Origin of the sequence: Sphingomonas sp. CCH10-B3 (assembly GCF_001556185.1) — a bacterium.
GTDB classification, from domain to species: domain Bacteria; phylum Pseudomonadota; class Alphaproteobacteria; order Sphingomonadales; family Sphingomonadaceae; genus Sphingomonas; species Sphingomonas aquatica.
The window spans coordinates 129,655-153,796 of record NZ_LSIJ01000061.1; the positions used below are offsets into that span (position 1 = coordinate 129,655).

At 65.5% G+C, this 24,142-nt stretch carries 23 protein-coding genes, 1 tRNA gene and 1 pseudogene; 12 read left to right on the plus strand and 13 right to left on the minus strand.

Annotation, left to right across the window (positions count from 1 at the left end):
- The 8 genes from AX672_RS10400 to AX672_RS10435 all read right to left on the minus strand — a co-directional run bounded on the left by AX672_RS10400 (nucleotide 1) and on the right by AX672_RS10435 (nucleotide 7,906).
- Nucleotides 1–1,743, minus strand: coding sequence for a peptidoglycan D,D-transpeptidase FtsI family protein (locus AX672_RS10400; protein WP_066651063.1), 1,743 nt, complete (start codon nucleotides 1,741–1,743; stop codon nucleotides 1–3).
- The gene (locus tag AX672_RS10405) at nucleotides 1,740–2,351 is read right to left on the minus strand and encodes a hypothetical protein (protein ID WP_066651064.1); all 612 of its coding nucleotides are present in this window, start codon (nucleotides 2,349–2,351) and stop codon (nucleotides 1,740–1,742) included. The genes AX672_RS10400 and AX672_RS10405 overlap by 4 nt, the downstream gene beginning before the upstream one ends.
- Nucleotides 2,348–3,295 (minus strand): 16S rRNA (cytosine(1402)-N(4))-methyltransferase RsmH, encoded by a 948-nt coding sequence (gene rsmH / locus AX672_RS10410; protein ID WP_202189306.1) that lies wholly within the window; start codon nucleotides 3,293–3,295, stop codon nucleotides 2,348–2,350. Before rsmH ends, AX672_RS10405 begins: the two co-directional genes overlap by 4 nt.
- A complete protein-coding gene (locus tag AX672_RS10415) occupies nucleotides 3,292–3,795 on the minus strand; it encodes a division/cell wall cluster transcriptional repressor MraZ (protein WP_066651185.1) in 504 nt (167 codons plus the stop codon). The genes rsmH and AX672_RS10415 overlap by 4 nt, the downstream gene beginning before the upstream one ends.
- Nucleotides 3,796–4,126: 331 nt before the next feature.
- On the minus strand, nucleotides 4,127–4,423 hold the full coding sequence (locus tag AX672_RS10420; protein ID WP_331711192.1) for a hypothetical protein: 297 nt from the start codon (nucleotides 4,421–4,423) through the stop codon (nucleotides 4,127–4,129).
- Nucleotides 4,424–4,470: 47 nt separating this feature from the next.
- Nucleotides 4,471–5,463 carry a cysteine synthase A gene (locus tag AX672_RS10425; protein ID WP_066651065.1) on the minus strand — a complete coding sequence of 331 codons (993 nt, stop codon included), beginning with the start codon at nucleotides 5,461–5,463 and terminating at the stop codon, nucleotides 4,471–4,473.
- A 68-nt stretch (nucleotides 5,464–5,531) separates the two neighbouring features.
- A complete protein-coding gene (locus tag AX672_RS10430) occupies nucleotides 5,532–5,864 on the minus strand; it encodes a DUF962 domain-containing protein (RefSeq protein ID WP_066651066.1) in 333 nt (110 codons plus the stop codon).
- Entirely contained in the window at nucleotides 5,861–7,906 is a 2,046-nt protein-coding gene (locus AX672_RS10435) for an amidohydrolase family protein (RefSeq protein ID WP_202189307.1), read from the minus strand. The genes AX672_RS10430 and AX672_RS10435 overlap by 4 nt, the downstream gene beginning before the upstream one ends.
- A gap of 124 nt (nucleotides 7,907–8,030) precedes the next feature.
- Here AX672_RS10435 and AX672_RS10440 point away from each other — a divergent pair, with 124 nt between their 5' ends.
- The 5 genes from AX672_RS10440 (at nucleotide 8,031) to aat (ending at nucleotide 11,957) form a co-directional block, all read left to right on the plus strand.
- Complete coding sequence (locus tag AX672_RS10440; RefSeq protein WP_066651068.1) at nucleotides 8,031–8,393, plus strand: diacylglycerol kinase; 363 nt, start codon at nucleotides 8,031–8,033, stop codon at nucleotides 8,391–8,393.
- A 131-nt stretch (nucleotides 8,394–8,524) separates the two neighbouring features.
- Nucleotides 8,525–9,817 (plus strand): DNA polymerase Y family protein, encoded by a 1,293-nt coding sequence (locus tag AX672_RS10445; protein WP_066651069.1) that lies wholly within the window; start codon nucleotides 8,525–8,527, stop codon nucleotides 9,815–9,817.
- Between the two features lie 143 nt (nucleotides 9,818–9,960).
- Nucleotides 9,961–10,335 carry a hypothetical protein gene (locus AX672_RS10450; protein WP_066651070.1) on the plus strand — a complete coding sequence of 125 codons (375 nt, stop codon included), beginning with the start codon at nucleotides 9,961–9,963 and terminating at the stop codon, nucleotides 10,333–10,335.
- 120 nt (nucleotides 10,336–10,455) lie between these two features.
- Nucleotides 10,456–11,184, plus strand: a complete 729-nt coding sequence (locus tag AX672_RS10455; protein WP_066651071.1) for a ParA family protein — start codon at nucleotides 10,456–10,458, stop codon at nucleotides 11,182–11,184.
- Between the two features lie 44 nt (nucleotides 11,185–11,228).
- Nucleotides 11,229–11,957 carry a leucyl/phenylalanyl-tRNA--protein transferase gene (gene aat, locus AX672_RS10460; protein WP_066651191.1) on the plus strand — a complete coding sequence of 243 codons (729 nt, stop codon included), beginning with the start codon at nucleotides 11,229–11,231 and terminating at the stop codon, nucleotides 11,955–11,957.
- Nucleotides 11,958–11,992: 35 nt separating this feature from the next.
- On the opposite strand, the pseudogene AX672_RS19230 reads toward aat, so the two are convergent.
- Both AX672_RS19230 and AX672_RS10470 read right to left on the minus strand, forming a co-directional pair.
- A pseudogene (locus AX672_RS19230) lies at nucleotides 11,993–12,226 on the minus strand (DUF2155 domain-containing protein); the annotation flags it as partial.
- A gap of 220 nt (nucleotides 12,227–12,446) precedes the next feature.
- The gene (locus AX672_RS10470) at nucleotides 12,447–12,839 is read right to left on the minus strand and encodes an NADH:ubiquinone oxidoreductase subunit NDUFA12 (protein ID WP_066651073.1); all 393 of its coding nucleotides are present in this window, start codon (nucleotides 12,837–12,839) and stop codon (nucleotides 12,447–12,449) included.
- A 132-nt stretch (nucleotides 12,840–12,971) separates the two neighbouring features.
- Here AX672_RS10470 and AX672_RS18600 point away from each other — a divergent pair, with 132 nt between their 5' ends.
- Complete coding sequence (locus AX672_RS18600) at nucleotides 12,972–13,439, plus strand: hypothetical protein (RefSeq protein ID WP_168727428.1); 468 nt, start codon at nucleotides 12,972–12,974, stop codon at nucleotides 13,437–13,439.
- Nucleotides 13,440–13,527: 88 nt separating this feature from the next.
- On the opposite strand, the gene AX672_RS10475 is transcribed toward AX672_RS18600, so the two are convergent.
- The 3 genes from AX672_RS10475 to AX672_RS10485 form a co-directional block, all read right to left on the minus strand.
- Nucleotides 13,528–14,022: a DUF192 domain-containing protein gene (locus AX672_RS10475; protein ID WP_066651074.1), complete on the minus strand. Its 495-nt coding sequence runs from the start codon at nucleotides 14,020–14,022 to the stop codon at nucleotides 13,528–13,530.
- Between the two features lie 2 nt (nucleotides 14,023–14,024).
- Nucleotides 14,025–14,561, minus strand: a complete 537-nt coding sequence (locus AX672_RS10480) for a cold-shock protein (protein ID WP_066651075.1) — start codon at nucleotides 14,559–14,561, stop codon at nucleotides 14,025–14,027.
- An 86-nt stretch (nucleotides 14,562–14,647) separates the two neighbouring features.
- Nucleotides 14,648–15,226, minus strand: coding sequence for a regulatory protein RecX (locus AX672_RS10485; RefSeq protein WP_082730494.1), 579 nt, complete (start codon nucleotides 15,224–15,226; stop codon nucleotides 14,648–14,650).
- A gap of 138 nt (nucleotides 15,227–15,364) precedes the next feature.
- On the opposite strand from AX672_RS10485, the gene AX672_RS10490 reads away from it, so the two are divergent.
- From AX672_RS10490 to AX672_RS10515, 6 genes are all read left to right on the plus strand, one after another.
- Nucleotides 15,365–17,128 (plus strand): fatty acyl-AMP ligase, encoded by a 1,764-nt coding sequence (locus AX672_RS10490; protein ID WP_066651077.1) that lies wholly within the window; start codon nucleotides 15,365–15,367, stop codon nucleotides 17,126–17,128.
- A 70-nt stretch (nucleotides 17,129–17,198) separates the two neighbouring features.
- Nucleotides 17,199–19,571 (plus strand): EAL domain-containing protein, encoded by a 2,373-nt coding sequence (locus tag AX672_RS10495; protein WP_066651078.1) that lies wholly within the window; start codon nucleotides 17,199–17,201, stop codon nucleotides 19,569–19,571.
- Between the two features lie 62 nt (nucleotides 19,572–19,633).
- Nucleotides 19,634–19,710: transfer RNA gene (locus AX672_RS10500), tRNA-Trp, on the plus strand.
- Between the two features lie 246 nt (nucleotides 19,711–19,956).
- Entirely contained in the window at nucleotides 19,957–21,624 is a 1,668-nt protein-coding gene (locus tag AX672_RS10505) for an ABC transporter transmembrane domain-containing protein (RefSeq protein WP_168727429.1), read from the plus strand.
- Nucleotides 21,608–22,663 carry an efflux RND transporter periplasmic adaptor subunit gene (locus tag AX672_RS10510; RefSeq protein WP_066651196.1) on the plus strand — a complete coding sequence of 352 codons (1,056 nt, stop codon included), beginning with the start codon at nucleotides 21,608–21,610 and terminating at the stop codon, nucleotides 22,661–22,663. The genes AX672_RS10505 and AX672_RS10510 overlap by 17 nt, the downstream gene beginning before the upstream one ends.
- On the plus strand, nucleotides 22,660–24,069 hold the full coding sequence (locus AX672_RS10515) for a TolC family protein (protein WP_168727430.1): 1,410 nt from the start codon (nucleotides 22,660–22,662) through the stop codon (nucleotides 24,067–24,069). Before AX672_RS10510 ends, AX672_RS10515 begins: the two co-directional genes overlap by 4 nt.
- Nucleotides 24,070–24,142 lie beyond the last annotated feature (73 nt).

Genomic DNA, 24,142 nt, shown 5'->3' on the forward strand with positions numbered 1-24,142 from the left:
TCATTCTGGCGCCGCCTGATCTTCGCCCGGCGCATGCCACAACAGCGGCAGCAGTTCGGACACATCAACGTCGCGGTTCATGTCGGGCATCACGCCGAGCAGCGATCCGGTGCGCATGATCACGCGCGACACCACCGGCGCGACGGTCCAAGCGGCCGTGGTCTGGCCACCGCTCTGGGCATTGGCGTGAGGCGAATCGAGCATCGCCACCACCACATAGCGCGGCGCGTCCATCGGGAAAGCGGCAGCAAAGGTCGAGACATTGCGCTTCTTCGAATAGCCGGTCTTCATCGCGATTTCAGCCGTGCCGGTCTTGCCGCCGACCCGGTAGCCGGGTGCTTCGCCCTTCTTGCCGGTGCCTTGCAGCACGACGAGGCGGAGCAGCTGGCGCATCCGCGCGCTGGTCGCTTCCGAAATCACCCGCCGCCCCTCGGGCGCCTGACCCGGCGCGATCCGCATCATCGTCGCCGGCCGCCAGATGCCGCCGTTGACCAGCGCGGCATAGGCACTCGCCAGATGCAGCGGCGTCACCGCGATGCCGTGGCCATAGCCTGCCGTCATTGTCGTGGTTTCGGACCAATAGCCCGGCCACAGCGGCTTTTCGCGCTCGTTGAGCTCGATGTCGGCGCGGGTACCGAAGCCGAGCGCATTGAACATCGTCTGCAGCCGGTCCTTGCCGATTTCCTTGGCGATCCGCGCGGTCGCGATGTTCGACGAATGGACGAGCGTTTCGGGAATATCGAGGTAGCGTTTCTGCGGGTGATCGTCGCGGATGTGGAATCGCCCGACCAGAAGCGGCGCACGCGCGTCGAACCGCCGCGACATCGATGTCACCACGCCCGAATCGATCGCGGCTGCCATCGTGATCGGTTTGAAGGTCGATCCCAGCTCATACACCGACTGCGTCACGTTGTTGCGCAACCGCATCATGCCCGGATCGTCGGGGTTTTCGACATCATAGACCTTGGGCACGCTGTTGGCGTCATAATTGGGCAGCGACACCATCGCGATCACTTCGCCGGTCTGCGCATCGAGCACGACACCTGCCGCCGCGCGCGCCTGAAAGCTCGCCATGGCCGCGCCCAGCTCGCTTTCCATCGCCGCCTGCACACGGCTGTCGAGCGACATCGCGAACGGCCGCGCGCGCTGCAACGGATCGGTCAGCGGCGTATCGAGCACGCGCTCGATCCCGCGAATGCCATGCCCATCCATGTCGAGCGCGCCCAGCGCATGCACCGCCATCGTCGTCTGCGGATACAGCCGCTCGGGCTCACGCGAATAGGCCATGGCCGGCTCGCCCAGCGCATTCACTGCCTTCACCAGTTCAGGCATTGCCCGGCACTGGAGGAAGACGAACGACTTTTCCGACGTCAGCGCGCGATAATACCAGCTTTCGTCATGATCGGGGATCAGCGCGGCGAGTCTGGCGGCCAGCTCGCGCGGCTCGTTGACCAGCCTGCGCGGATGGACGCCGATCGACCAGGCATCGATCGTGCGCGCAAGCGGCACGCCGTTCCGGTCGGTGACATCGCCACGCAGCGGCACCAGCGCCTCGGCGGCGTCGCGCGTTGTTGCCGGTTCGGCAAAGACCGCGAGCCACGCGAGCCGCGCGAGAATGAAGGTCACGCCTGCCGCGACCATCAGCAACAGCATTACCAGCCGCACGGGCGCAATCGCCGCGATCGGCTGACGAGCGCCCGCCAGCCGCCGCGTTACCGGCGGACGTGCGACAAGGACGCTCACCGGGCGCCGCCTGTGTCGAGCGGGATGTCCTTGATCAGGTCGGCCAGCCGGTTCTCGCGCAGCGCCTTGCGGTCGAGCAGCGCGACCGCGCGGGGGCGCACGGGTGAACGGGGCAACACGACAGCGCTCGCCAACACAGTGCGCGCAGGAGCGATGCGCGCGGGCGCCGCGGCGGTGATCGGGGCAGGTGCTGGCGTTGGCGCGATCGTGGTGACGACAGCGTTGGTTACAGCAGGCGGCGCAACGGGCTCGTCATGGGCCGCAGGAATGACGCGTGCCTCGCTGTGGCCTGGCGCACCTTCGGGCATTGCGCCATCGAAATGCGCCTGCACCAGCGCGGCATCATCGGTGACGAACTGATCGGCGGTCGGCGCCGCCAGCGCCAGCACTTCGCCGTTCCAGCGCTCGAGCTGGGCCATGTTGGCGCGGGTGCTGAATTCGGTGTCGAGCGCGCGAATATCGCGCTTGGCCTGAATGATCGCGCGGTTGATGTCATCGACCCGCTTGCGCTCGGCCGCGACCTGCAACGAGACAAGATAGCATCCGAGCACCACCACGACGCTGCTGATGAACCAGCCGATGCCCCGCAACCGATATGCTGCCGTCACTGTCCTGCTCCCTCTTGCCATGCAGCGGCCGCCGTCCGCTGCGCCACGCGCAATGTTGCCGATCGCGCCCGCGGGTTGCGGGCGACTTCATCGTCGGTGGCGCGTCGCGCGCGTCCGACGGTTTCGAAACTGGGCGCCGGGCCGCTCGCCGCCTGCGGCAAGTGGCGCGACCCGGCCGGTTGCGATCCTGACCGCGTGCGCAGGAATTGCTTGACGATGCGGTCCTCCAGGCTGTGGAACGTCACCACCGCCAGCCGCCCGCCCGGCCGCAGCAAGCGCTCGGCCGCCGCCAACCCCTGCTCCAGCTCGTCGAGTTCGCGGTTCAGATGAATGCGGATCGCCTGAAAGATCCGGATTGCCGGATCCTTCTTGTCGTGCGGCTTGTGGCCCAGCGCGCGGCGAACGACGGTCGCCAGCTGCAGCGTGCTGTCGATCGGACGCGCAGCCACAATCGCGCGAGCGACGCGGCGCGAGCGCGGCTCCTCGCCATAATGATAGAGGACGTCGGCAATTGCTTCCTCGTCAGCCGTGTTGAGAAACTCCGCCGCCGTCTCGCCTTCCTGGCTCATCCGCATGTCGGGCACGGCATCAGCCTGCACGGCAAAGCCTCGCTCGGGCTGATCGAGCTGCATGCTCGACACACCGATGTCCATCGTCAGCCCATCGACGGGCGCGAGGCCACGTGCCTCGATCTCGGCACCCATCGACGAGAACACTGCGTGGATCAGCGTCAGCCGCCCTTCAGCTTCCGCAACCAGCGCCTGCCCCGCCGCAATCGCATCGGGATCGCGGTCGAAGGCGATGACTTCGGCCCCCGCTTCCAGCAGCGCGCGCGAATAGCCGCCAGCGCCAAAGGTCGCATCGATCTGGCGCGAACCGGGCGCAACGGCAAGGCCGCTCAGCACTTCGCCGAGCAGCACGGGGATGTGCGGCACGCCGGTCACAGCACCACCTTGCGTTCGGCCAGTTCATGCTCGACCAGCGAACGCACATTCGGATGGACGCCGGGGGTCGCCAGCAGGGTCGCCGGGTCCCAGATTTCGAAATATTTGCCGATGCCGTAGAAGAACGCCCATTTGCCGATCTTCGCGTGCTTGCGCGGAAAGCCCGGCATGATGAACCGCCCGGAGGTATCGAAGGGCAGCTCGTCGCTCGCCATGCCGCCGCGCAGGATGTCGTCGTTGGGGGCGCCATCTTCGAGCGCGTTCAGCCGCGCGCGCTCCTCGAGCTCGGCCTCGCGCTGATCGGCGAAATCGAGGTCATAGCCGCAGATGCATGGCTGGCGCTCATGCGCCTGCAACACAACGGTAGTGATTGCCTTGCCGTCGGGGCCGATCGGACTGCGCGCCAGCAGGGCAGCACGCAGCGGCGACGGAATGGCGACACGGCCCTTCTCGTCCACTTGCTGCAGGCCATAGCCCCGATAGCTGCTTCTGCCCGACACGCCCACCCTATCCGAGGCGTGCAAAGCTCTCCCGTTCCGAGAATCAGCCCATTGCCGATCTCGACCCCTGAATCACGAACGAGAGCACGCGCCCCTTGTTAACCATGAGGTAACAGGGAAATCGCGGGTGATCAACGGGTCAAGCGGGGAAATCGCGGGAATTTTACCTATATCGGCGGGATTCCCGGGGGAAACCACTTCGGCTTACTTAGGTTGTTCTTCGTGTGTTCTAATATTGGGCGCGCCAAGAGGCCCGGAATCCCGCGCACGGTGCGATCTGGGGGGCAAATTCCCCGGCTCTCCCCACCGCCGCCCAGGGCCATGGCCGGAATCACTTGTCGGGCTTTGCGGGGGTGGCGCTGTTTCCCGCCGCGCTCGGCGCAATGCCGAGTTCGGCGAGCGGTTCGCGATCGTTGGCAGCAGCGGAGTCGCTGGTGTTCGTGGCGGAGATATTGGCGACGACATCGGGCTTGGCGCCGCCGGCCACTGCGACCGGCCGTTCGCGGCTCGCCGAGCTGAAGATCGCGCTGGCGAGCCCGATCAGCAACAGCACCGCGGCAAGGCCGGTCATCCCGACCGTCACCCGCTGCATCGACTGGCTCGACGGTGCCGATTTCTTGCTGCTCACCACCCGCAATTTTCTAGCCGATTGCGCGCGACTTGCCAAATTTCCGGTCAGGCCGGCCGCAACTGGGCCGGGACCGGCAGGCCCTTCGCCGCCAGCCAATCGGCATTGTAGAGCGTCGACAGATAGCGAAAACCGGTGTCGCACAAGATCGTCGCGACCCGCGCGCCGGGCCCCAGCTGTCGGGCCAGCGCGACCGCGCCCGCGACATTGATGCCCGACGACAAGCCGAGGCAAAGGCCTTCCTCGCACAGCAGTTTTTCGACCCAGTACATGCCCTCGGCATCCGAGACGCGGAACTGAGTGTCGATCGGCGCACCTTCGAGATTGGCGGTGATCCGCCCCTGCCCGATCCCCTCGGCCACCGACGATCCTTCGCTCTTCAGCTCGCCATGCGCGTAATAGTTGTAGAGCGCGGCGCCGTGCGGATCGGTGAGCGCGATCCTGACCTTCTCGTCGTGCGACTTGAGGCCCAGCCCCACCCCCGCGATCGTGCCGCCGGTGCCCGCCGCGCACGTGAAGCCGTCGATCCGTCCGTCCATCTGCGCCCAGATTTCCTCGGCCGTGCCCGTCACATGCGCGCGGCGGTTGGCGACATTGTCGAACTGGTTCGCCCAGATCGCGTTGGGCGTCTCCTCGGCGATCCGGCGGCTCTGGTGGACGAAATGACACGGGTTCGAATAGGGCGCGGCGGGGACCAGCACCAGGCTGGCGCCCAGCGCGCGCAACGTGTCCATCTTCTCGCGGCTCTGCGTTTCGGGCATGACGATGATCGTCTTGTAGCCCTTGGCATTGGCGACGAGCGCAAGGCCGATGCCGGTATTGCCCGCCGTCCCCTCGACGATCGTACCGCCGGTCTTGATCAGCCCGCGCTCCTCGGCATCCTCGACGATCGACAGCGCCGCGCGGTCCTTCACCGATGCGCCGGGGTTGGCGAATTCGCATTTGGCGAAAATCTCGCCGCCGCTTTCTTCGCTGGGCCCTTTGAGGCGGACGAGTGGCGTGTTGCCGATGAGCGCGAGCGTGGTGGAGGCAGTGTGCATGGCACCCTAAATGGCGCGCGCGGGCAAGCGGGGCAAGCGCAGGAAATGCTGGCGCGCCGCAATCGCGGCTATCGCTGGACGCCTGCTGCCGCCAGATGCGGCCCCAGCCGCCCGCCCAGCCATAGGAAGAACATCCGGTAATCGCTCACCAGCGACCAGAGCGGATAAGTGAAGGTCGCCGGGCGATTGCGCTCGACCAGGAAATGCGCGGGCCACGCCATGCCGTATCCGGCGAGCGGCACCAGCGCCCACCACCAGCCGCCCCACATCACTGCCAGCGCGGCAAAGCCGATCGTCATCGCGGTCCCGGCATAATGGATTGCGCGCGTCTCGGCCTTGGCATGTTCGCGCAGATAGAAGCGCCAGAAATCGGCGTAGCGGGTGATGGCAACCGCGCTCACTTCGGCCGTCCCGCAAAGCCCGCCGCTTGCCGCAGCTCGTCGGCGTTCATCAGCGCGCCGTCGCTCATCACCCACAAAGTGCGTCGCATCGCGCCGATGTCCTTCGACGCATCGCCATCGACCAGCACCAGATCGGCTTCCTTGCCGACCGTCACCGACCCGGTCGCCTTGTCGGCCCCGACCAGCCGCGCGGGCACGATCGTCGCGGTCTGGAGCGCCTCACCGGGCGTGAACCCAGCCTGCACGTATAGCTCCAGCTCGCGCACGATCTCCAGCCCGCCGCCGTCGGTGCCCGCGACGATCGGCACACCGGCATCGTGCAGCGCCTTCACCAGCGCCACCAGCTTGGCAAAGCTCGCGCGCCAATCGGCCCGCGTCACGCCCGCCGGCGGCTGGAACCCGCCAGCGCGAAAGCCTCGCTCGACCGCCGGCGGCAGCGTGCCGACATAGGGCGCATAGGACGGCGACAAATCGCCATTTTCCGGCACATAAAGGCTCTCGAACGTCGAGATCGTCGGATCGACCACCGTCTGCTTCGCCGCCATCAGCTTGATCAGCGATTTCATCGGCTCGGCGTTCAGATCGACGTCCTTGGCGTATTTGCCGGGGCCGTTGAAGCGTTCGATGCCGTTGCTGATGTTGACCACGCTGTCGGGCAGCGCCTGCATCATCACGAAATTGATGTGCGTGATCTCGTCATAGCCGCCCGCGATGACATCGGTCGCGCGCAAGGTCGCGGGGATATGGCCGTGGACGTGCAGCCCCAGCTTCTTGGCTTCCTTGATCCCCGCCCACAGCCATTCGGGCTTCATCGAAGTGTAGAATTTGACCGCGGTAAAGCCATTGTCCTTGGCGCGACGCACCGCCGCAACTGCCTCGTCAGCCGAGGAGACGCTGATCCCGCCCTGCGCCTGCAGCGGCCCCTTGCCGTCGATCAGCACCGATGAATAGACCGTCGGGAACAGCAACTTCCCCGCCGCGATCTGCTGGTTGCGCAGGACCGTCGGCTGGATGTCGGCGCCCGGATTGCGCGCGCTGGTCTCGCCCTGCGACAGCAGTTGCAGCCCCTGCAAATCGCTGCCGACATGCATATGCGCGTCCCAGATGCCGGGCGACAGCGTCTTGCCCTTGCCGTCGATCACCCTGGCATTGGCCGGGACCTTCACCGTCGCCGCCGCGCCGACCGCGACGATTTTGCCCTTGTCGGCCACCACTGTCTGGTCATCGACGAACTTGCCCGACAGCGCGTCGAACAGCTTCACATGGGTGAAGGCGACCGGCACAGGCGACACCACGCCAAACCGCGCCTTATACGCCGGATTGCGCGCCGCGAGCGCGTCGATCTGCGCCTTCTGCAGTTTCAGCATGTCGCCGGTATAAGCTTCGGGCAGCAAAGCGATGCCGCCAACGAAGCCGAAGAAGCTTCCGTCGGTGTTCATCACGATCGGCACGGGCTCATTGGCGACACCCTCGAGCGTCCAGACCGTCACCGTCTTCGCCGTCGCGCCGCTGCCGACCGCGACATCGACCAGCTTTTCCAGCCGGGCGACCCCGCCGGGCAACAGGTTCAGTTGCCGACCCGGCGCCTTGAACAAGGCTTCGGCGAAATAAGCGTTGGCCGCGAACGGCCCGCCGAAGCTCGCATATTGCGCCTTGCCGTCGTACTTTGCCTCGCCCTTGTCGATCGGCGAGGTCCAGCGCGCGGTGCCGTTCGTGATCGCAAAGGTTTCGGCCGAATCACCGCTCGGCGTGTAGCCACGGATCACGATCCGGTCGGGCTGACCATTGGTCCCTGAGTGGATCACTTCGTCCTGCTCGAAAATCTGCCCGCGCAGGTTCATGCTTTCGCGCACCGCAAAGCTGCCATCGGCCAGCCGCCATACCGCTGCACTGCCATGCTCGCCCGCTGCCGACACGAGCTTATACTTCTGTGCATCGGCGGGGGGCACGAGCAATTGCTCCTTGGGCACTTGCGCCGATGCCGCGCTTGCAGTCAGTGCGGCAGCGACCGCCGCACATGCCAACATTCCCGCCTGCTTCATCGCCCGCGCCCGCATCGACTCGCCTCCCTTGGATCGGTGTGCGACAGGGCTATCACACCGACCGGCGGGCGCAAGCGGGTGCGGCGTTGTTCTGGGTCGCGATCAGGCCTAGGCTGATGGGGCAATGAAGAACGCCCGCTTCCTCACCCGGCTCGGCTATGCACTGGCGGGCATTGCGACGGTGTGGCGGCGCGAGCGCAGTTTCCGCACGCAGGTGGTGCTGGGTGCCGCCGCGCTGGTGGTGGTGGTCGTCCTGCGCCCCGCGCCGATCTGGGTCGCTGCGCTGGTGATCGCCGCAGCGTTGGTGCTGACGCTCGAGATGGTCAACTCCGCGCTCGAATATCTCATCGACCGCCTCCACCCCGACGAGCACGAAGCGATCGGCGCGGCCAAGGATGCGGCGGCGGGCGCAGTGCTGCTCGCCAGCATCGCCGCGCTTGCGGTCGGCGGGTTGATGGTTCTCGACACGATCGGGCACCAAGGCTGAACCGGTCAGGGCCAGCGCTTTCCAACACCGCCCAAATCATGTAAGTTCTGGATATGTTCACGACCGACTCTGCTGCCAGCACCCCGCTGGGATGGTCATGACCTTCGTGACTTTCGGGCATCCCGACACCCGTGACTGACACCCTGCCCCCGCGCCCGCTGCGCTGGCTGTTCCTCGATCTGAACAGCTATTTCGCGAGCGTGGAGCAGCAGTTGAACCCGGCGCTGCGCGGCAAGCCGATTCTCGTGGCCCCCGTCGACAGCGACACGACCGTCGCCATCGCTGCCTCGGTCGAAGCGAAGAAATACGGCATCCGCACCGGCACACCCGTCTGGGAAGCCAAGCGGCTATGCCGCGACCTGATCATCACGCCGGCGCGCCACGACAAATATGTCGAGTTTCACGAAGCGATCGTCGCCGAAGTCTGGCGCCACATCCCGGTCACCAAGGTCTGTTCGATCGACGAAGTCGCGTGCCGGTTGCTCGACAATGAAAACAGCGTCGATGCCGCCACCGCACTGGCGCACCGGATCAAGGCGGGCATCCGCGCGCAAGTCGGCGATTGCCTGACCAGCTCGGTCGGCATTGCGCCCAACCGGCTGCTGGCAAAACTCGCGTCGGACATGATGAAGCCCGACGGGCTGGTGATCCTGACCGCCGACGAGCTGCCGCAGCGGCTGTTCGACATGCCGCTGCGCGACATCGCCGGGATCGGCGCAAAGATGGAGCAGCGGCTCGCGCAGGAGGGAATCAACGACATTCGGCAGCTCGTTGCGCGCCGCCCGCGCGATGCGGGAACGGCGTGGGGCGGCACCAATGGCGACCGGCTCTGGTATCTCCTCCACGGCGTCGACCTGCCTGAAAAGCCGACGCAGAGCCGAAGCATCGGCCATAGCCACGTCCTGTCGCCCGGCAAGCGCGGCGCCGAGCCGGTGCGGCTGACCGCGCGGCGGCTGGCGCTGAAGGCCGCGAGCCGCCTTCGCCGCAAGCAGATGCGCGCGCGGCTGCTGGTGCTGCACGCCCGGTTCGAGGACGACAAGAGCAGCTGGCGCGCCTCGGCCAAGCTGCCCGCGACGCAGGACAGCTTCGTGATCCTTGCAGCACTCGACAAGCTGTTCCCGCAGCTTCACGCCGCCGGGCGGGTGCGGCGCGGCGACTTTCAGGTGCGGATGGTCGGCGTGACGCTGTGCGAAATGGAGGCAGTGGCGGGCGAGCAGGAGTCGTTGTTCGGCCTGCTCGACCCCGACGATCCGCTGGCGCGCGAGACGCGCGGGCTGGCGCTCAGCCGGGCGATGGACGTGCTCAACGAGAAATTCGGGCGACACGCAGTATCGGTGGGGCCGATCGGCAACGGTCGGATCGACCGCGTGGGCACCAAGATCGCCTTTGGCCGCATTCCCGAACGTTCTGAATTTCACGAGTGAAGATACTGTTTTACAACAGAAATTGTCGAAAGTCATAATTATGATAATTTGGAAGATTACAATTTTATGTCATTGAAATTGGCGTTGTTCTTGCCGACCACGCACTTGACGCGAACGACAAGCTGCGCAACTCTCCCAAGACTATGACGAAAACCATCCTTCTCACCGCCGCCGCGCTGCTCGCGCTGCCGCTTGCCGCCTGCGAAAACGAACCGATCGTCCAGGGTGCCGAAGACCCGCTCAAGGAAGCCGCCGCCAAGGCGCCCAAGGTTGAGCTGCCGCCTGCCATCAAGGCGACGGTGACGCTGCGCTGCAAGGACAACAGCCTGATCTATGTCGAGTTCTTTGCGGGTGACAAACTTGCCAATCTGCGCACCGAAAAGGACGGCGCGCCGATCCGGCTGACTGCCGAAAAGGCCGGTGATCCGCTGGTCGCCGATGGCTATTCGATGAAGGGCACGCCGAAGCTGGTGACACTGACCCAGCCTGGCAAGCCAGCCCAGAGCTGCAAGGCCTGACCGGCCCGGCCAGCTTGTCGCCTCCGCGCCGCTGCGCCGCCAGTGGCGCAATGGCTTGCGTCGAACGCCCTCATCCTGCACGATAGGGGGCCATTCGATCAAACGGAGGCACATCCTACTTTGGCAACCATTGCAATCTACAGCCTGAAGGGCGGGGTCGGCAAAACCACCCTCGCCGTCAACCTCGCCTGGTGCGCCGCGACGCTGTCGTCGCGCCGGACGCTGCTCTGGGATCTCGACCCGCAGGCCGCGAGCACGTTCCTCGTCAGCGACCGCAAGACCAAGGGGCAGGCGCAGGCTGTATTCACCAAGGACGTCGACCCCACCAAGCTGATTCAGAAGACCGATATCGCCCGGCTCGACCTGCTCGGCGCCGACAGCTCGCTGCGCGGGCTCGACGTGCTGTTCCACGAACTCGACAAGAAGAAGCTGCTCACCAAGCTGCTGACCACTGCGGGCAAGGATTATGACCGGGTGATCCTCGATTGCCCGCCCGGCATTACCGAGACGAGCGACCAGGTAATGCGCGCCGCCGACCTGATCGTGGTGCCGGTGATCCCCTCCCCGCTCAGCGAGCGCGCCTTTGCCGAGGTTGTCGAACAGCTCGGCAGCCGCGCCGCGCTGATGCCCGTGCACGCAATGGTCGACCGACGGCGCAAGGTCCATGCCGATGCGCTCGCGCGCCATCCCGACTGGCCCGTCATCCCCATGGCCAGCGTGATCGAAACGATGGCAGTGCGCCGCGCGCCGGTCGGCAGCTTCGCGGGACGCACCGCTGCCGCACAAGCCTTCGCCGCTCTGTGGCAGGCGATCGAGAAACGGCTCGCGGAGGCCGCGCGCGGGCGTTGACCACGACCGGCAGCGCTTCGGGCCTGAAAGTGCTCGATCCTCGGATGGTGCTCGGCGCCTATGCGGTCGGGGTGTTCCCGATGGCCGATCATCGCCAAGCCGACAGCGTCTATTGGGTCGAGCCGAAGCGCCGTGCCATTCTCCCGCTCGATGGCTTCCACCTGTCGCGATCGCTGCGCAAGACGCTGGTGGCAAATCGTTACCGCGTAACGGCGGACACCGCGTTCGACCAAGTCATCCGGCTTTGCGCGGAGGGGACCGTCGATCGCCCCGAGACCTGGATCAGCGGGCAGATCGAGGCAGCCTTCACGGCGCTCCATGCGCGCGGCTATGCCCATTCGGTCGAATGCTGGGATGGCGATCGGCTGGTCGGTGGCCTCTACGGGCTGGCGCTTGGCCGAGCCTTTTTCGGCGAAAGTATGGTGTCGCGCAGCCGCGATGCATCGAAAGTCGCGCTTGCCTGGCTGGTCGCGCGGTTGCGGGTCGGCGGATTCACCCTGCTCGACTGCCAATTCCAGACCGATCACCTCGCCTCGCTCGGCGCCGTCGAGATCAGCCGGGCGACTTATCTCGGGCTGTTGTCCGCAGCGGTTGCGGGTGCGGTCGAGGGGGCCTTGGCGGGCGGCGACGGCACGGTCGATTCTGCGTCGGCTGGTGCCGGATCGGCCTTGCCCGGCGATTTCTTCGCGCTCGACGGTGCGTCAGCGACGGCAACCGTGGCATCGCCACCCGACGGGAAAGTCATCGCGCAGCTTTTGGGCCAGACGTCGTAAAGCGGATCGAGCACGACGTTCAGATTGGGGCGCTCCTTGTAGAGCCAACCCGAAAACACCCGCCGCCATTTCTTGTCGGGCTGCATCACGTCGAGCTGGACGAAAGCACCGGTATAATGTTCGGGTTCCCACGGCGCGGTCTGTTCGCAGGCGCGCAGCCGGACCACGGCATTGCCGACGCGCATTGCCTGGCCGGGCTTGAGCGTCAGGTCGCGGGCCGCCCCGTTGCGCTTGTTCAGCAACCCGAGCACGGCCACGCGCTGCGCCATTGGCGTCGTGCCGCGCGCAATATCCGCGCCGGGGGTGACATCGATCGTGGTCACGTCGGTTGGCGCTTGCGCCGCATCGAGTGCGGTCGTGCCCGTCGTCTTGACCGGCTCGCCGGTTGGCGGCGGCGGTGCGCTCCAGCGCTGATAGCCGAACCAGATCGCGAGCGCGGCCAGCACCGCGCCCAGCGCCGCTCCCCCGCCGATCAGCCAGCGGCGGCGGTCACTCACCCGGCGTCCAGGCTTCGTAATCGCCGGTCGCAGCCGCGCGCAGCCCGCCCTTTTCGAGCGCGCCGGCCGGGCGATAGGCCAGCTCGGTGCCCGTCAGATTGGGCACGGCCGGCTTTTGCCACGCGCGCGGCGGCGGCAATGCCTGATCCGGCAACGCATCGACCTGATGGTGGAGCCAGCCGAACCATTCGGGCGGCACCCGGCTTGCGTCATTGGCACCGCTATAGATCACCCAGCGGCGCGTGATGCCGTTCGGATCGCGGCCGCCTTCGTAATACACATTCCCGAGCGAATCGCTGCCGACGCGAGTCTTGCCACGCAACCCCAGTTGCGTGCCGAAGGTGGCGCCGTTCCACCAGGTGAAGATTGTTCCGAGCAGGCCCATGCCCGCCGCTTAGCGCGAGCAGCGCGCGGCTTCAACCGGCCGTCGCCGCATAAAAGCGGTGTGGCGGCTTTTGACCCCGTTGCTGCCAGTCCGAATACTCGACACTGAGAAACCAGCAGTTAGGACACCCTCATGACACCAACGCGACCACCTTCACCGAAGTGCTTTTTCGTCGCATGGGTATTGGCATGGGCAACGGCAGTGTATCTTCCAAGCCTTCTGATTGCCCTTCTGTCGCTCTCGCCTCTCCCATCCGTCGGGAACCTGTTTCTGGATGTCTTCGAAGTTGCGGACGAAGTGTCGCCAGCAGCGAAGCTGAGCTACGGTTTACTCTTTGGGGGTCTTCTGATGTCCGCGCGAGCGGGCGGCGCAGGACGTGGGGTGTCGATAAATGTTCTGGTCGGTGTGATTAGCATTGCGCTGGTTGTGTCGTTGCTTCCTGAATATTGGTCGCGTGGTTTCGGCGTCGGCCTGAACGGAGTGAGGTTCGACCCGCTGCCGACTACAACTTATCTGGTCGGCGGGATTGCCAGCGGTATCGTGTTTTCGCGGGCCGAAGCTAAGTGCTTGTTGCGCAGTCACGCATCTACACATCAATAGTTATCACGCGACCGATTGTGATGGCAGAATACCACCCAATCTAGGTCTTTCCGCGTTACACAAACTGCGGTGGTATTGAACTCGCGGGTTAGCGTTTGCGGCCGTCCCAGGTCACCGCGTCGCCCTCGGCGATACCAAGGTCGGCGGTGCGCCCGCCACGCAGTTCCAGCACGGCGGCGACCGGCTCGCCCGAGCCGATCGGTGCTTCCGAAAAGGGCGTCGTATTCTCGGCGATGCGCGCGATTGTCCCGTCGGCGCGGATGAAGATGATGTCGAGCGAACTCGGCGTGTCCTTCATCCAAAAGCTCGCTTCGCGCGGCGGGCCGCCATCGCCGGGATAGGGATAGAACAACATGCCGCCATCGAGCGGGATGTCGGTGCGGAACATCAGGCCGCGCGCCTGTTGCTGGCTGGTGGCGGCTGTTTCCACGCGGAACATGTGTTTGCCGCTTGCGCTGGAAATCGTGAGGCCGATCGTCGGTCGGCTCGGTTCGCCGGCCGAGCTGGCGACGGCATTGCCGCCAGTGCAGGCGGGCAGCGCCAGCGCAACGGCGATGGCGACGCAGAAGGCGGTGATACGCATGACTATCCTTCCTGTTCGACCTCGACCGCGAGCGGCCCCTTGCGTCCGTCGACGACGCGGGCGCGCAGCGGCTGATCGGGCTCGACCTCACCGATGCCGGCGCGCCGCAAGGTCTCCATATGCACGAATATATCGGCATCATCCGATCCGCGCACCAGAAATCCATAGCCTTTCAGGCGATTGAACCATTTGACGATGACGGGTTCGAAGGGCCCCGCCTGATCGACCAGATCGACCGGGTCGACCCGGTCCGCCGGGCGCACCCGCACCGGCGGCTCGATCGCCTGGCTCAAGTCGATCGACAGAATCTCGCGCGCCTGAAAACCGCGATCGCGCCGCACGGCAAGGCAATCGATCCGCGCGCCTTCGGGCAGGCTACGGCGGCCATGCGGCTGGAGAACCGAGAAATGGACGAGAATGTCACCGACGCCCGGTTCGTCGGCCACGAGGAAACCGAAACCGCGCGTGACGTCGAACCATTTGAGCGTACCGGCGAACCGACGCCCGGACGCTTCATCATCGCCTGCGGGGAAATCCACAGCGGTGCGCAATCGCGCCAAAGATGCCGGTTGCCCCTCAAAATCCGCGTGCACGTTAGACAGCCCCCCGTCAGTCGTGAAGCCTATCACGAAAATTGGCGAGTGCCAAAGTCCTGTCCTTCATCGTCGAGGGCGGCAAGCGCTGCCTCGTCACCCGGCGCAAGTGCCACAATCTGCCGCGCGATATCGAAGCCGTGACCGGCTCGAATCATCGCTGCGAGCTGTCGTTCGCGCTGCGGACGGTCGGCCTCGGCCAACGCGAACGGTCCGATCCGTTTGCGCCGGGCAAAGGCAATGGCGGAGGCGATGGTTCGCCCGGCAATCGCGGGTGCGATCGCCTCTGCGTCTTCGGCATCGATACCCGCCGCGCGCAGGGCGCCGCCCACGCGGCGAGCCCCCAGCCCGCGCCGCGCCATTGCGGCCGCGCGAGCTTCGCCAAAGGCGCGGTCGTCGATATAGCCAAGCGCGGCAAATCGCTCGGCGATGGCAAGCGGGTCGGCGGCTGGCCCCTGCCAGCCCCGCTCGCGAATCTTGCGCTTCAGATAATCGACCAGCCGACCACGCGTTGTTGCAAACCGCTCGACATAGCGAAGCGCCAGCCGCTCCAATGCGGCAGCGTCAAGCGGGGGCGCCGGGCGCCGTTTTGCAGGGTTTGCGCGCTCCATGCCATCATTGTGCCATAGTCAAACCCGATTTTGGAAGCTTGGCGCACGCCAATGCGGCCTTCGCGCGCGCTGGGGCATTGTGAAATTCAAAGAATTGGCCAAGATCGGCCGATAACGAGGGCAAGGGATTTGAACATAATGGTGATCGAACAGCGGCAGGCCGACGCGGTGCAGGGGGCATTGCCCGCGCCGACGCCGACGACGGACGCACTGCCGCGTCGCTTCGCCGATTTCGGCACGTTGGGCGAAGCGCTCGATTATGCCGCCTCGGGCGAGCGTGGCTTCAATTTCCATGACGCGCGCGGGACGATCAAGCGCGCCTATCCGTTCGCCGAGTTGCGCACCGATGCGCTTGATGCCGCGCTGCGGCTGATCGCAATGGGCATTGCGCCCGGCGACCGTGTCGCCCTGATCGCCGAAACCAGCGCCGAGTTCGCCGCGCTTTTCTTCGGCACCGTCTATGCTGGCGCTTGGCCAGTGCCGTTGCCGCTGCCCACCTCGTTCGGCGGTCGTGATGCCTATGTCGAGCAGATCCGGGTGCAGTTGGCGAGCAGCGATCCGGTTCTGCTGGTCTTTCCGCCCGAGTTGAGCGACATGGCCGGCGCCGCCGCGCAGGTCGCCGGTGTGAAGGCCATCGACTGGGCAACGCTCGCGACGGCGCCGGTCGTTCCGGCGGTGCTGCCGCAGGCGCAGCCCGACGACATCTGCTACCTGCAATATTCGAGCGGCTCGACGCGCTTCCCGCACGGCGTTGCCGTTACCCATGCTGCGCTGTTGAACAATCTCGCGGCGCATGGCCATGGCATGCAACTGATCGACAGCGACCGCTGCATTTCGTGGCTGCCCTGGTATCACGACATGGGCCTTGTCGGCTGCATGCTCTCGCCGATGGCGAACCAGGTCTCGGTCGATTTCCTGAAGACCGAGGATTTCGCCCGCCGTCCGCTTGCCTGGCTCGACCTCATCAGCCGCAACACGGGGACGTCGGTCAGCTATTCGCCGACCTTCGGCTACGACATTTGCGCACGCCGCATGTCGAGCCAGACCAAGGCGGCCGATCGTTTCGATCTGGCGCGCTGGCGGCTCGCCGGCAATGGCGCCGACATGATCCGGCCCGATGTGATGCAGAGCTTCGTCGATGCCTTCGACGGCGCCGGCTTCAAGGCCAGCGCTTTCCTGCCGAGCTACGGCCTTGCCGAAGCGACACTGGCGGTGTCGATCATGCCACCGGGCGAAGGTATTCGCGTCGAGCTGGTCGAGGAAACCGAGCTGTCGGGCGCTGCCGCCAAACAGGACCGCCCACAGCGTTACCGCGCAATCGTCAATTGCGGCAAACCGGTCCGCGACATGGCCGTCGAAATCCGCGAGGAAGACGGTACGCCCCTGCCCGAACGCGCCATCGGCAAAATCTGGTGCAGTGGTCCGTCGATCATGGCCGGCTATTTCCGTGATCCCGAAGCGACCGAAGCGTGCATGGTCGATGGCTGGCTCGACACCGGCGACATGGGCTATATGTCGGACGGTTATATCTATGTCGTCGGCCGGGCGAAGGACATGATCATCGTCAACGGCAAGAATCACTGGCCGCAGGACATCGAATGGGCGGTTGAGCAATTGCCCGGCTTCAAGGCAGGTGACATCGCCGCCTTCGCGATCACCACGCCGGGCGGCGAGGAAACCCCCGCCGTTCTGGTCCAGTGCCGCAGTTCCGATGAGCGCGAGCGCATCCGCCTGCGCGAGGAAATTCGCGAGAAGGTACGGTCGGTTACCGGCATGAACTGTGTGATCGAGTTGATCCCGCCGCGGACCTTGCCGCGCACCAGCTCGGGCAAACTCAGCCGTGCCAAGGCGCGCAACCTGTACCTCAGCGGCGATATCAAGCCCTATGCCATTGCCGCCTGAATGGCGGAAATGGTGCTTTTTTGGGCCTAATCGGTCGCTTGATCTAACGATCTGCTAACCAATCTCGGCTATGCCAGCGCGGGTGAGCCAATCATCCGCCTCGCAGTTTGCCAACCCCAAGATCGACGCGCGTGCGCTGCTCGGTCTGTACGATCCTGCGGATTCAACCGATTGGGGTCCGATCCGCGCTGCCCAGATCAATGCCGGCTGTCGTCTGGCGATGGTTGCCTTTGCTGCAAACCTGCTTGGTGCCGCGCTGACGGTGGTGATCGCCGAGCCGATGGCACCGCTGTGGGCGCTGGTCGGCTGGGGGGCCGTCGTGACGGCCGTTGCGCTCGCGATCACCTTTCGTCGCCTGTCTTCGCCCTGGCGGGGCGCCAAGAGCGCGCCGGTTGGCGCTGTCCGCAATACGCTTGCCGAAGGACTGGCGCTTGGCGTCGTCTGGTCGATCCCGCCGATTGCGCTGGCGGCGCAAGCCGATGCCGCCGACGCCCTGCGGCTGTGGGTGGTGCTGTCGGTATTGATGGCGCTTTCGGCCCTCGCCATGGCAGCGCTGCCGCTGGCGACACTGGGCTTCGTCGCGCTGGTCGGCACCGCAGTGACGGCGATGCTGCTCATGATTGGTGGCCCCTTGATTGCCGGGGCGGCCGCGCTTTTCACGCTGACGGTCATGCTGACCTGCTATCATCACGCGCGCAGCCTGGTGGTGATCCGCGCCGGTGAAATTGCGCTCGCCGAACGCGACGAAACGGTCAGCCTGCTGCTCCGCGATACCGAGGATCATACCGCCGACTGGCTGTGGGAAATCGACGCCGCCCGCCGTATCGTGCGCGCGTCGCCGCGCTTTGCCTATGCGGTCGGGCACGATCCGGTGACGATCAACCAGATGCCGATCCTGCAGGTGCTGGCCGGCGCCAATTGGGAATCGGGCCAGTTCGAAAAGGGCCTGCGCGAACTCGCCGAGCGGCTCAAGCGGCGCGAGGCGTTCCGCGACCTGCTGCTCAACGTCCACGTCAAGGGCGAGCATCGCTGCTGGGAAATCGCTGCGACCCCGCGCTATGACGACAGCGGCAATTTCGTCGGCTTCCGCGGGGTTGGCTCGGATGTCACCGAAGCGCGGGCTTCGGCTGAGAAGATCAACCGCATGGCCCGCTTCGACACGCTGACCGGCCTTCCCAACCGGCTGATGATCTACGAAAGCCTCGCGCGCGCGCTTGAGGATGCCGAAAAATGGATGTCGCGCTGCGCGTTCATGATGATCGATCTCGATCGCTTCAAGGCTGTCAACGATTCGCTCGGCCACCCGGTCGGTGACCGGTTGCTCGGCCGTGTCGCCCAACGGCTGGCGCAGCTGATGTCGGACAATGAGCTGGTCGGACGGCTAGGCGGCGACGAATTCGCGATCGTCATCCGTGACGCGACCGATTCGGCTCAGGTCGAAGCGCTCGCCCGGCGCGTGATCGAGGCGATTTCGGCGCCCTATGACATTGACCAGAACACGCTCCACATCGGCGCCAGCCTTGGCCTCGCTTATGGCCCGCGCGACGGCCGCACCGCGGAGACACTGGTACGCTCGGCTGATCTTGCGCTCTATCGCTCGAAAGACGCGGGCGGCGGTATCTTCCATGCTTATGAGCCGCAGCTTCACGTCCAGGCCGAAGAGCGCCGCGTGCTCGAAATGGCCCTCCGCAAGGCGCTCAGCAACGGCGAGCTCTCGCTCAACTATCAGCCAGTCGTTGCCGCCCGCGATGGCTCGCTGGCCGGTTTCGAAGCGCTGCTGCGCTGGCAACACCCAAAGCTCGGCGTGATCTCGCCAGCCAAGTTCATTCCGCTCGCTGAGGAAACCCGGCTGATTGCCCCAATCGGCGAATGGGTGTTGCGCACGGCCTGCGCGGAAGCTGCGCGGTGGCCGTCGGACGCGCGCATTTCGATCAACGTGTCGCCCGAACAGCTCCACAACCCGGCTTTCGTGGGCATCGTTGCCTCGGCGCTCGCCAACAGTGGCCTGCCTGCCGAGCGGCTCGAGCTAGAAGTGACCGAGAGCGTGTTCATGCGCGAAGGCACCTGTGCGACCCAAGTGCTCGAACGCATTCTCGATCTGGGCGTAAGGTTGGCGCTCGACGATTTCGGCACCGGCTATTCGTCACTCGGCTATCTCAGCCGCACCCGCTTCTCGACGATCAAGATCGATCGCAGCTTCGTGCAGGGCGCGTCCAAGAAGGTGCCCGAGGCGATCGCGATCATCCGCGCAGTCGTTGCCCTTGCCCAAAGCCTCGGCATGGCGACCACAGCGGAGGGCGTCGAAACCGAAGCCGAACACAAGCTGGTCGAAAAACTGGGCTGCACCAAGGTGCAGGGCTATTATTTCGGCCGCCCGCTGCCGGTCGACGAGGCCCGCGCGCTTGTCCACCGCGCCAGCGAACGCGCCGTTGCGGCAGCGTGAGCGGACGACGCAACCAGCCGCTTGCTCCGATCCGCCCCGCCCGCTAAAGGCAAACGTCGCACAGGGGTGTAGCTCAGTTGGTTAGAGCGTCGGTCTCCAAAACCGAAGGCCCTCGGTTCGAGTCCGAGCTCCCCTGCCACTTTCAACATCGACGGTCATTAATGGTCCGACCCATGCCGCTGGGCCGGCCGGTTGCGAGCCATGTCGATGTCGGCGCCAAGCCCCTTTTTTGGCGGCTTCCGAGGCACCGAAGCGCATTATTTTCGTTACGGTGCATTGCAGCATTTCCAATCATTGCTATTTCCCAATCATTCTGAACCCCTCACTGAGGTCTGACAGGTCGATGGCAAGCGACACGATACAAAATGTCCGTCTGCGAGATTTCGTGCGGTGGGCCGCGCCCATTCTCGGCCCGGATCGGGCGTTTTTCACGCTCGCGATCGTCTATGGCGTCGGTATCAGCCTGTTGACGCTGGCAACGCCGATTTCGGTGCAGATGCTGATCAACAGCGTCGCCAACACGGCACTGCCGGCGCCGCTGTTCACCCTTGCGGGCTTGCTGTTCGCGCTGCTGATGCTGTCGGCGCTGCTGAGCGCGTTGCGCGCGCATTTGATGGAAGTGTTCCGCCAGCGCATCTTTGCGCAGCTGGTGGCTGAAATCACGCTGCGCGCGGTGCATTCGCGCGATCCGTTCTTCGGCGACGCGCGCAAGGGCGACCTGTTCAATCGCTATTTCGAAGTGATGAACATTCAGAAATCGGTGCCGTCGCTGCTGATTGGCCTGTTCACGATCCTGCTGCAATCGGCGGTCGGCTTCGTCGTCACGTCATTTTACCATCCGTTTTTCCTCGGTTTCAATCTGCTGTTCATCCTGTTGGCGTGGCTGATCTGGCGGCTCTGGTCGCGCGGCGCGATGACCACCGCGGTCGTGCTCAGCCACGCGAAATACGACACAGCGCACTGGCTGGAGAGCGTCGGCGCATCGAACGGCTTCTTCAAGTCGAGCCGACACATCAGCTACGCGATCGACAAGTCCGAAGCGATGACGGCGCGCTATATCTCGGCCTACCGCCGCCACCTGCGCTACAGCTTTACCCAGACGGTCGCCTATCTGATCCTTTACGCGGTGGCGAGCGCGGGCCTGCTGGCGATGGGCGGCTGGCTGGTGATCGAGGGGCAATTGTCGATCGGCCAGCTGGTTGCTGCCGAACTGATCCTGTCGAGCATCTTTTATGGCGCGGCGCAGCTCGGGCCTTATCTCGACGTGTTCTACGATCTGGTGACTGCCGTCGAAGAACTCGGCCTGCTTTATGCAATCCCGCAGGAAGTGCCGGGACGAGTGACAGGCGACGGCGAAGCGGCCGGCGACCTCGTGTTTTCCGATGTCCGGATCGCCGATCTGCGGATCAACTGCACCATCCCGTTCAAATCCAAGCTGATCGCGGCAGCCGACGCCGACACCCAGCGCGCGATTGCCATGCTGCTCAAGCGTCACCGGCCGCCGGACGGCGGCTTCATCACGCTCGGCGGGGTCGAACTGAGCGCGCTCGATGCCTATCAGCTGCGGTCGGACGTGATCGTGCTCGATCGCCCGACGATCGTCGAATGCTCGATCCGCGATTATCTCGAGCTCTGCTCGCCCGACGATGATCCGGCGGCAATGATGCAGGCGCTCAAACTGCTCGGCATCGACCGCCGGATCGGGCAATTGCCCGATGGGCTCGACACGATCCTCGCATCGACCGGCTGGCCGTTGTCGCTGCCCGAGATGATGCGGCTCAAGCTTGCCGGCGCGATCCTGTCGCGGCCCAAACTGCTGCTGCTGTCGCCGCTGTTCGACATGGTGCCCGCCGACGAACTCAAGCGGATTTTTGCGGCGATCGAGGGCCTGCCGACAACGGTCCTGTATTTTACCGGGCGCAACAATCCGCCGGTGCTCGACGGCCATTTGTGGGTCGGGCGCCAGCGGCAGTGGATGGAGCGCGATCGCAGCGCTTTCGATGCCCTGCGTCGCACCAGCCCGGGGGAGGCCAATGATGCAAACCCACGCTGAACAACTCACCCAGTTCAAGACGCTGCGCGCGTTGAAGACTCCGGCTGCGCTGCGAGCCATTGCGATCATTCTGGCGATCGGCATTTCGCTGGCGCTGGCTGGCCTCGCCTTCATTCCCTGGGTGCAGACCGCGCCCGGCACCGGATCGGTGATCGCGCTCGATCCGCGCGACCGCGTGCAGAACATCACGGCGCTGGTTTCGGGGCGGATCGACCGCTGGCACGTCACCGACGGCAGCCTCGTCAAGCGCGGCGACCCGATCGCGCAGATCGTCGACAACGACCCGATGCTGCTTGACCGGCTGCGCGCCGAACGCGCGCAGAAGCTGGCTGAAATTCAGGCGGCCGAACTGGCGGCGCAGACGGCGGCGCTCGACGTCAACCGCACCGGCGCCCTCTACCGCGAAGGACTGGCCGCGCGGCGCGATTATGAGGCTGCGCAGATCAAGGTCGCGGACTATCGCGCCAAGATTGCCCAGAGCCGGGCCGCGATCAACAAGGTCGACGTCGACCTGAGCCGCCAGTCGGCCCAGGTAGTCTATGCGCCGCGCGCCGGTCGCATCATGCGCATCAACGGCGGCGACACCTCGACAATGGTCAAGCAGGGAGACGTGCTCGCGACCTTCGCGCCCGAGGAATCGACCCGCGTGGTCGAACTCTATGTCGATGGTCGCGACGTGCCGCTGATCAAGCCCGGTCGCCGCGTGCGGCTGGCATTTGAAGGCTGGCCGGCAATCCAGTTCAGCGGCTGGCCATCGGTCGCGCGCGGCATGTTCGACGGGCGCGTGCGCGCGATCGACGTATCGGCGTCTGACGACGGCCTGTTCCGCATCCTCGTCGAACAGGCGCCCGACCGCGAGCCCTGGCCACGCGAGCCGTTCGTGCGGCTGGGCGCCAAGGTGCGCGGCTGGGTGCTGATGGACACGGTGTCGGCCGGGTTCGAACTGTGGCGTCAGCTCAACGACTTCCCGCTGCAATTCGAACGGCCTGCGGAAAAGGAGAAGCCGCTGGTGAAAGCGAAGGAGCGCAAGATCAAATGATCCTGCGCATTCTGATCCGGACGGCTGCGATTCTGGTCGGGCTGGCGCCGACGCTTGCCCTTGCCCAGCCGTCGCCGCTGACGCTCGACGAAGTGCTCCAGTCGTCGCGCCAGCACGCGCCGCAAGTGCTCGAGGCGATTGCCAAGGTCCGTCAGGCCGAGGGCAAGGCACTGACTGCCGAAGGGGCCTTCGACACCGTCGTCAAGGCCGAGGCGGAATCGCGGCTGTCCGGCTATTACGACGGGCAATATGCCGCTGGCACGATCACGCGCCCGATCGAGAATTGGGGCGGCAGCCTTTATGGCGGTTATCGCCTCTCGACAGGGCGTTTCCCCATCTATGAGGACGAGCGCTTCACCAATCAGCTCGGCGAGATCAAGGTCGGCGCGGTGCTGTCGCTGATGCGCGACCGGCTGATCGACGATCGCCGCTTCGGGCGCACTGCCGCGCGCATCGACATCGACATTGCCGAAGCCGACCGGCTGCTGACTGCGATCGGCGTGCAGCGCCGCGCGATCGGCGCGTATAATCTGTGGGTCGCGGCGGGGCTGCGGCTGCGCATTTATCGTGACCTGCTTGCGCTTGCGAAGGAACGGCAAGCGGGCCTCAAGCGACAGGCCCAGCTCGGCGCGCGACCCGACATCATTCTTGTCGAAAACGAACAGAATATCCTGCGCCGCGAAACATTGGTCGCGCGCGCCGAACAGGATCTGGCAGCCGCAGGCAATGCGCTGTCGCTGTTCCTGCGTGACGCGAACGGCGCACCGATGCAGCCCGACCCTGCGCGCCTGCCCTCGGCCTTTCCGGCGCCGATCCCCCTGCCCGCCGATGCCCGCGCGACACTCGGCGCACGGCCCGATCTCCGTCAGATCGACATGCGGCTGCAGCAGGCGACCAACCGGCTCGCGCTCGACCGTAATGCGCTCAAGCCCCGGCTCGACCTGAAGCTCGAAGCGTCGCAGGACATCGGCCCGATCGGTGCCGGTGGTCGCTCGCGGGTGGGCACTGAAACCAAGGTCGGGCTGAGCTTCACGGTGCCGCTGCAGCGCCGCGTCGCCAAGGGGCGGATCGATCAGACGATGGCCGAAATCGACGCCATCCGTCGTCGTCGCCAGCAGACCGAGGAGCAGATCATCAACGCGATCGACGCGCTCGCGATCGACGTGCGCGCGACCGAGCGGCTGCGCAACCTCGCCGATGCCGAATATGACCGAGCGACAACGATGGCGAAAGCCGAAGCGCGCCGCTTCACGCTGGGCGCCAGCGACTTCTTCCTCGTCAACGTCCGCGAGGAAGCCGCTGCCGATGCCGGCGTGCGGCGGCTCGACGCCGAATATCGCCAGATCGTCGCGCGCGCGGAGCTGGCCGCAGCCGCCGCCGACCTGACCGCACTCGGCCTCGACTGAAGCCCCCGGGCGCCCCCCTTGCGATCGCACGGTATTGGCGCTAGACCGACGCCAATCCGAAATTGGGATGAAG

Excerpts from the sequence above, each read along its gene's own strand:
- AX672_RS10425 (WP_066651065.1), bottom strand. The coding sequence starts at position 5,463 with ATGCACACTGCCTCCACCACGCTCGCGCTCATCGGCAACACGCCACTC.
- AX672_RS10450 (WP_066651070.1), top strand. The coding sequence starts at position 9,961 with ATGACGAAAACCATCCTTCTCACCGCCGCCGCGCTGCTCGCGCTGCCG.
- AX672_RS10495 (WP_066651078.1), top strand. The coding sequence starts at position 17,199 with ATGCCAGCGCGGGTGAGCCAATCATCCGCCTCGCAGTTTGCCAACCCC.
- AX672_RS10435 (WP_202189307.1), bottom strand. The coding sequence starts at position 7,906 with ATGAAGCAGGCGGGAATGTTGGCATGTGCGGCGGTCGCTGCCGCACTG.
- AX672_RS10475 (WP_066651074.1), bottom strand. The coding sequence starts at position 14,022 with ATGCGTATCACCGCCTTCTGCGTCGCCATCGCCGTTGCGCTGGCGCTG.
- AX672_RS10490 (WP_066651077.1), top strand. The coding sequence starts at position 15,365 with ATGGTGATCGAACAGCGGCAGGCCGACGCGGTGCAGGGGGCATTGCCC.
- AX672_RS10515 (WP_168727430.1), top strand. The coding sequence starts at position 22,660 with ATGATCCTGCGCATTCTGATCCGGACGGCTGCGATTCTGGTCGGGCTG.
- AX672_RS10440 (WP_066651068.1), top strand. The coding sequence starts at position 8,031 with ATGAAGAACGCCCGCTTCCTCACCCGGCTCGGCTATGCACTGGCGGGC.
- AX672_RS10485 (WP_082730494.1), bottom strand. The coding sequence starts at position 15,226 with ATGGAGCGCGCAAACCCTGCAAAACGGCGCCCGGCGCCCCCGCTTGAC.
- AX672_RS18600 (WP_168727428.1), top strand. The coding sequence starts at position 12,972 with ATGACACCAACGCGACCACCTTCACCGAAGTGCTTTTTCGTCGCATGG.
- AX672_RS10470 (WP_066651073.1), bottom strand. The coding sequence starts at position 12,839 with ATGGGCCTGCTCGGAACAATCTTCACCTGGTGGAACGGCGCCACCTTC.
- AX672_RS10510 (WP_066651196.1), top strand. The coding sequence starts at position 21,608 with ATGCAAACCCACGCTGAACAACTCACCCAGTTCAAGACGCTGCGCGCG.
- aat (WP_066651191.1), top strand. The coding sequence starts at position 11,229 with ATGGTGCTCGGCGCCTATGCGGTCGGGGTGTTCCCGATGGCCGATCAT.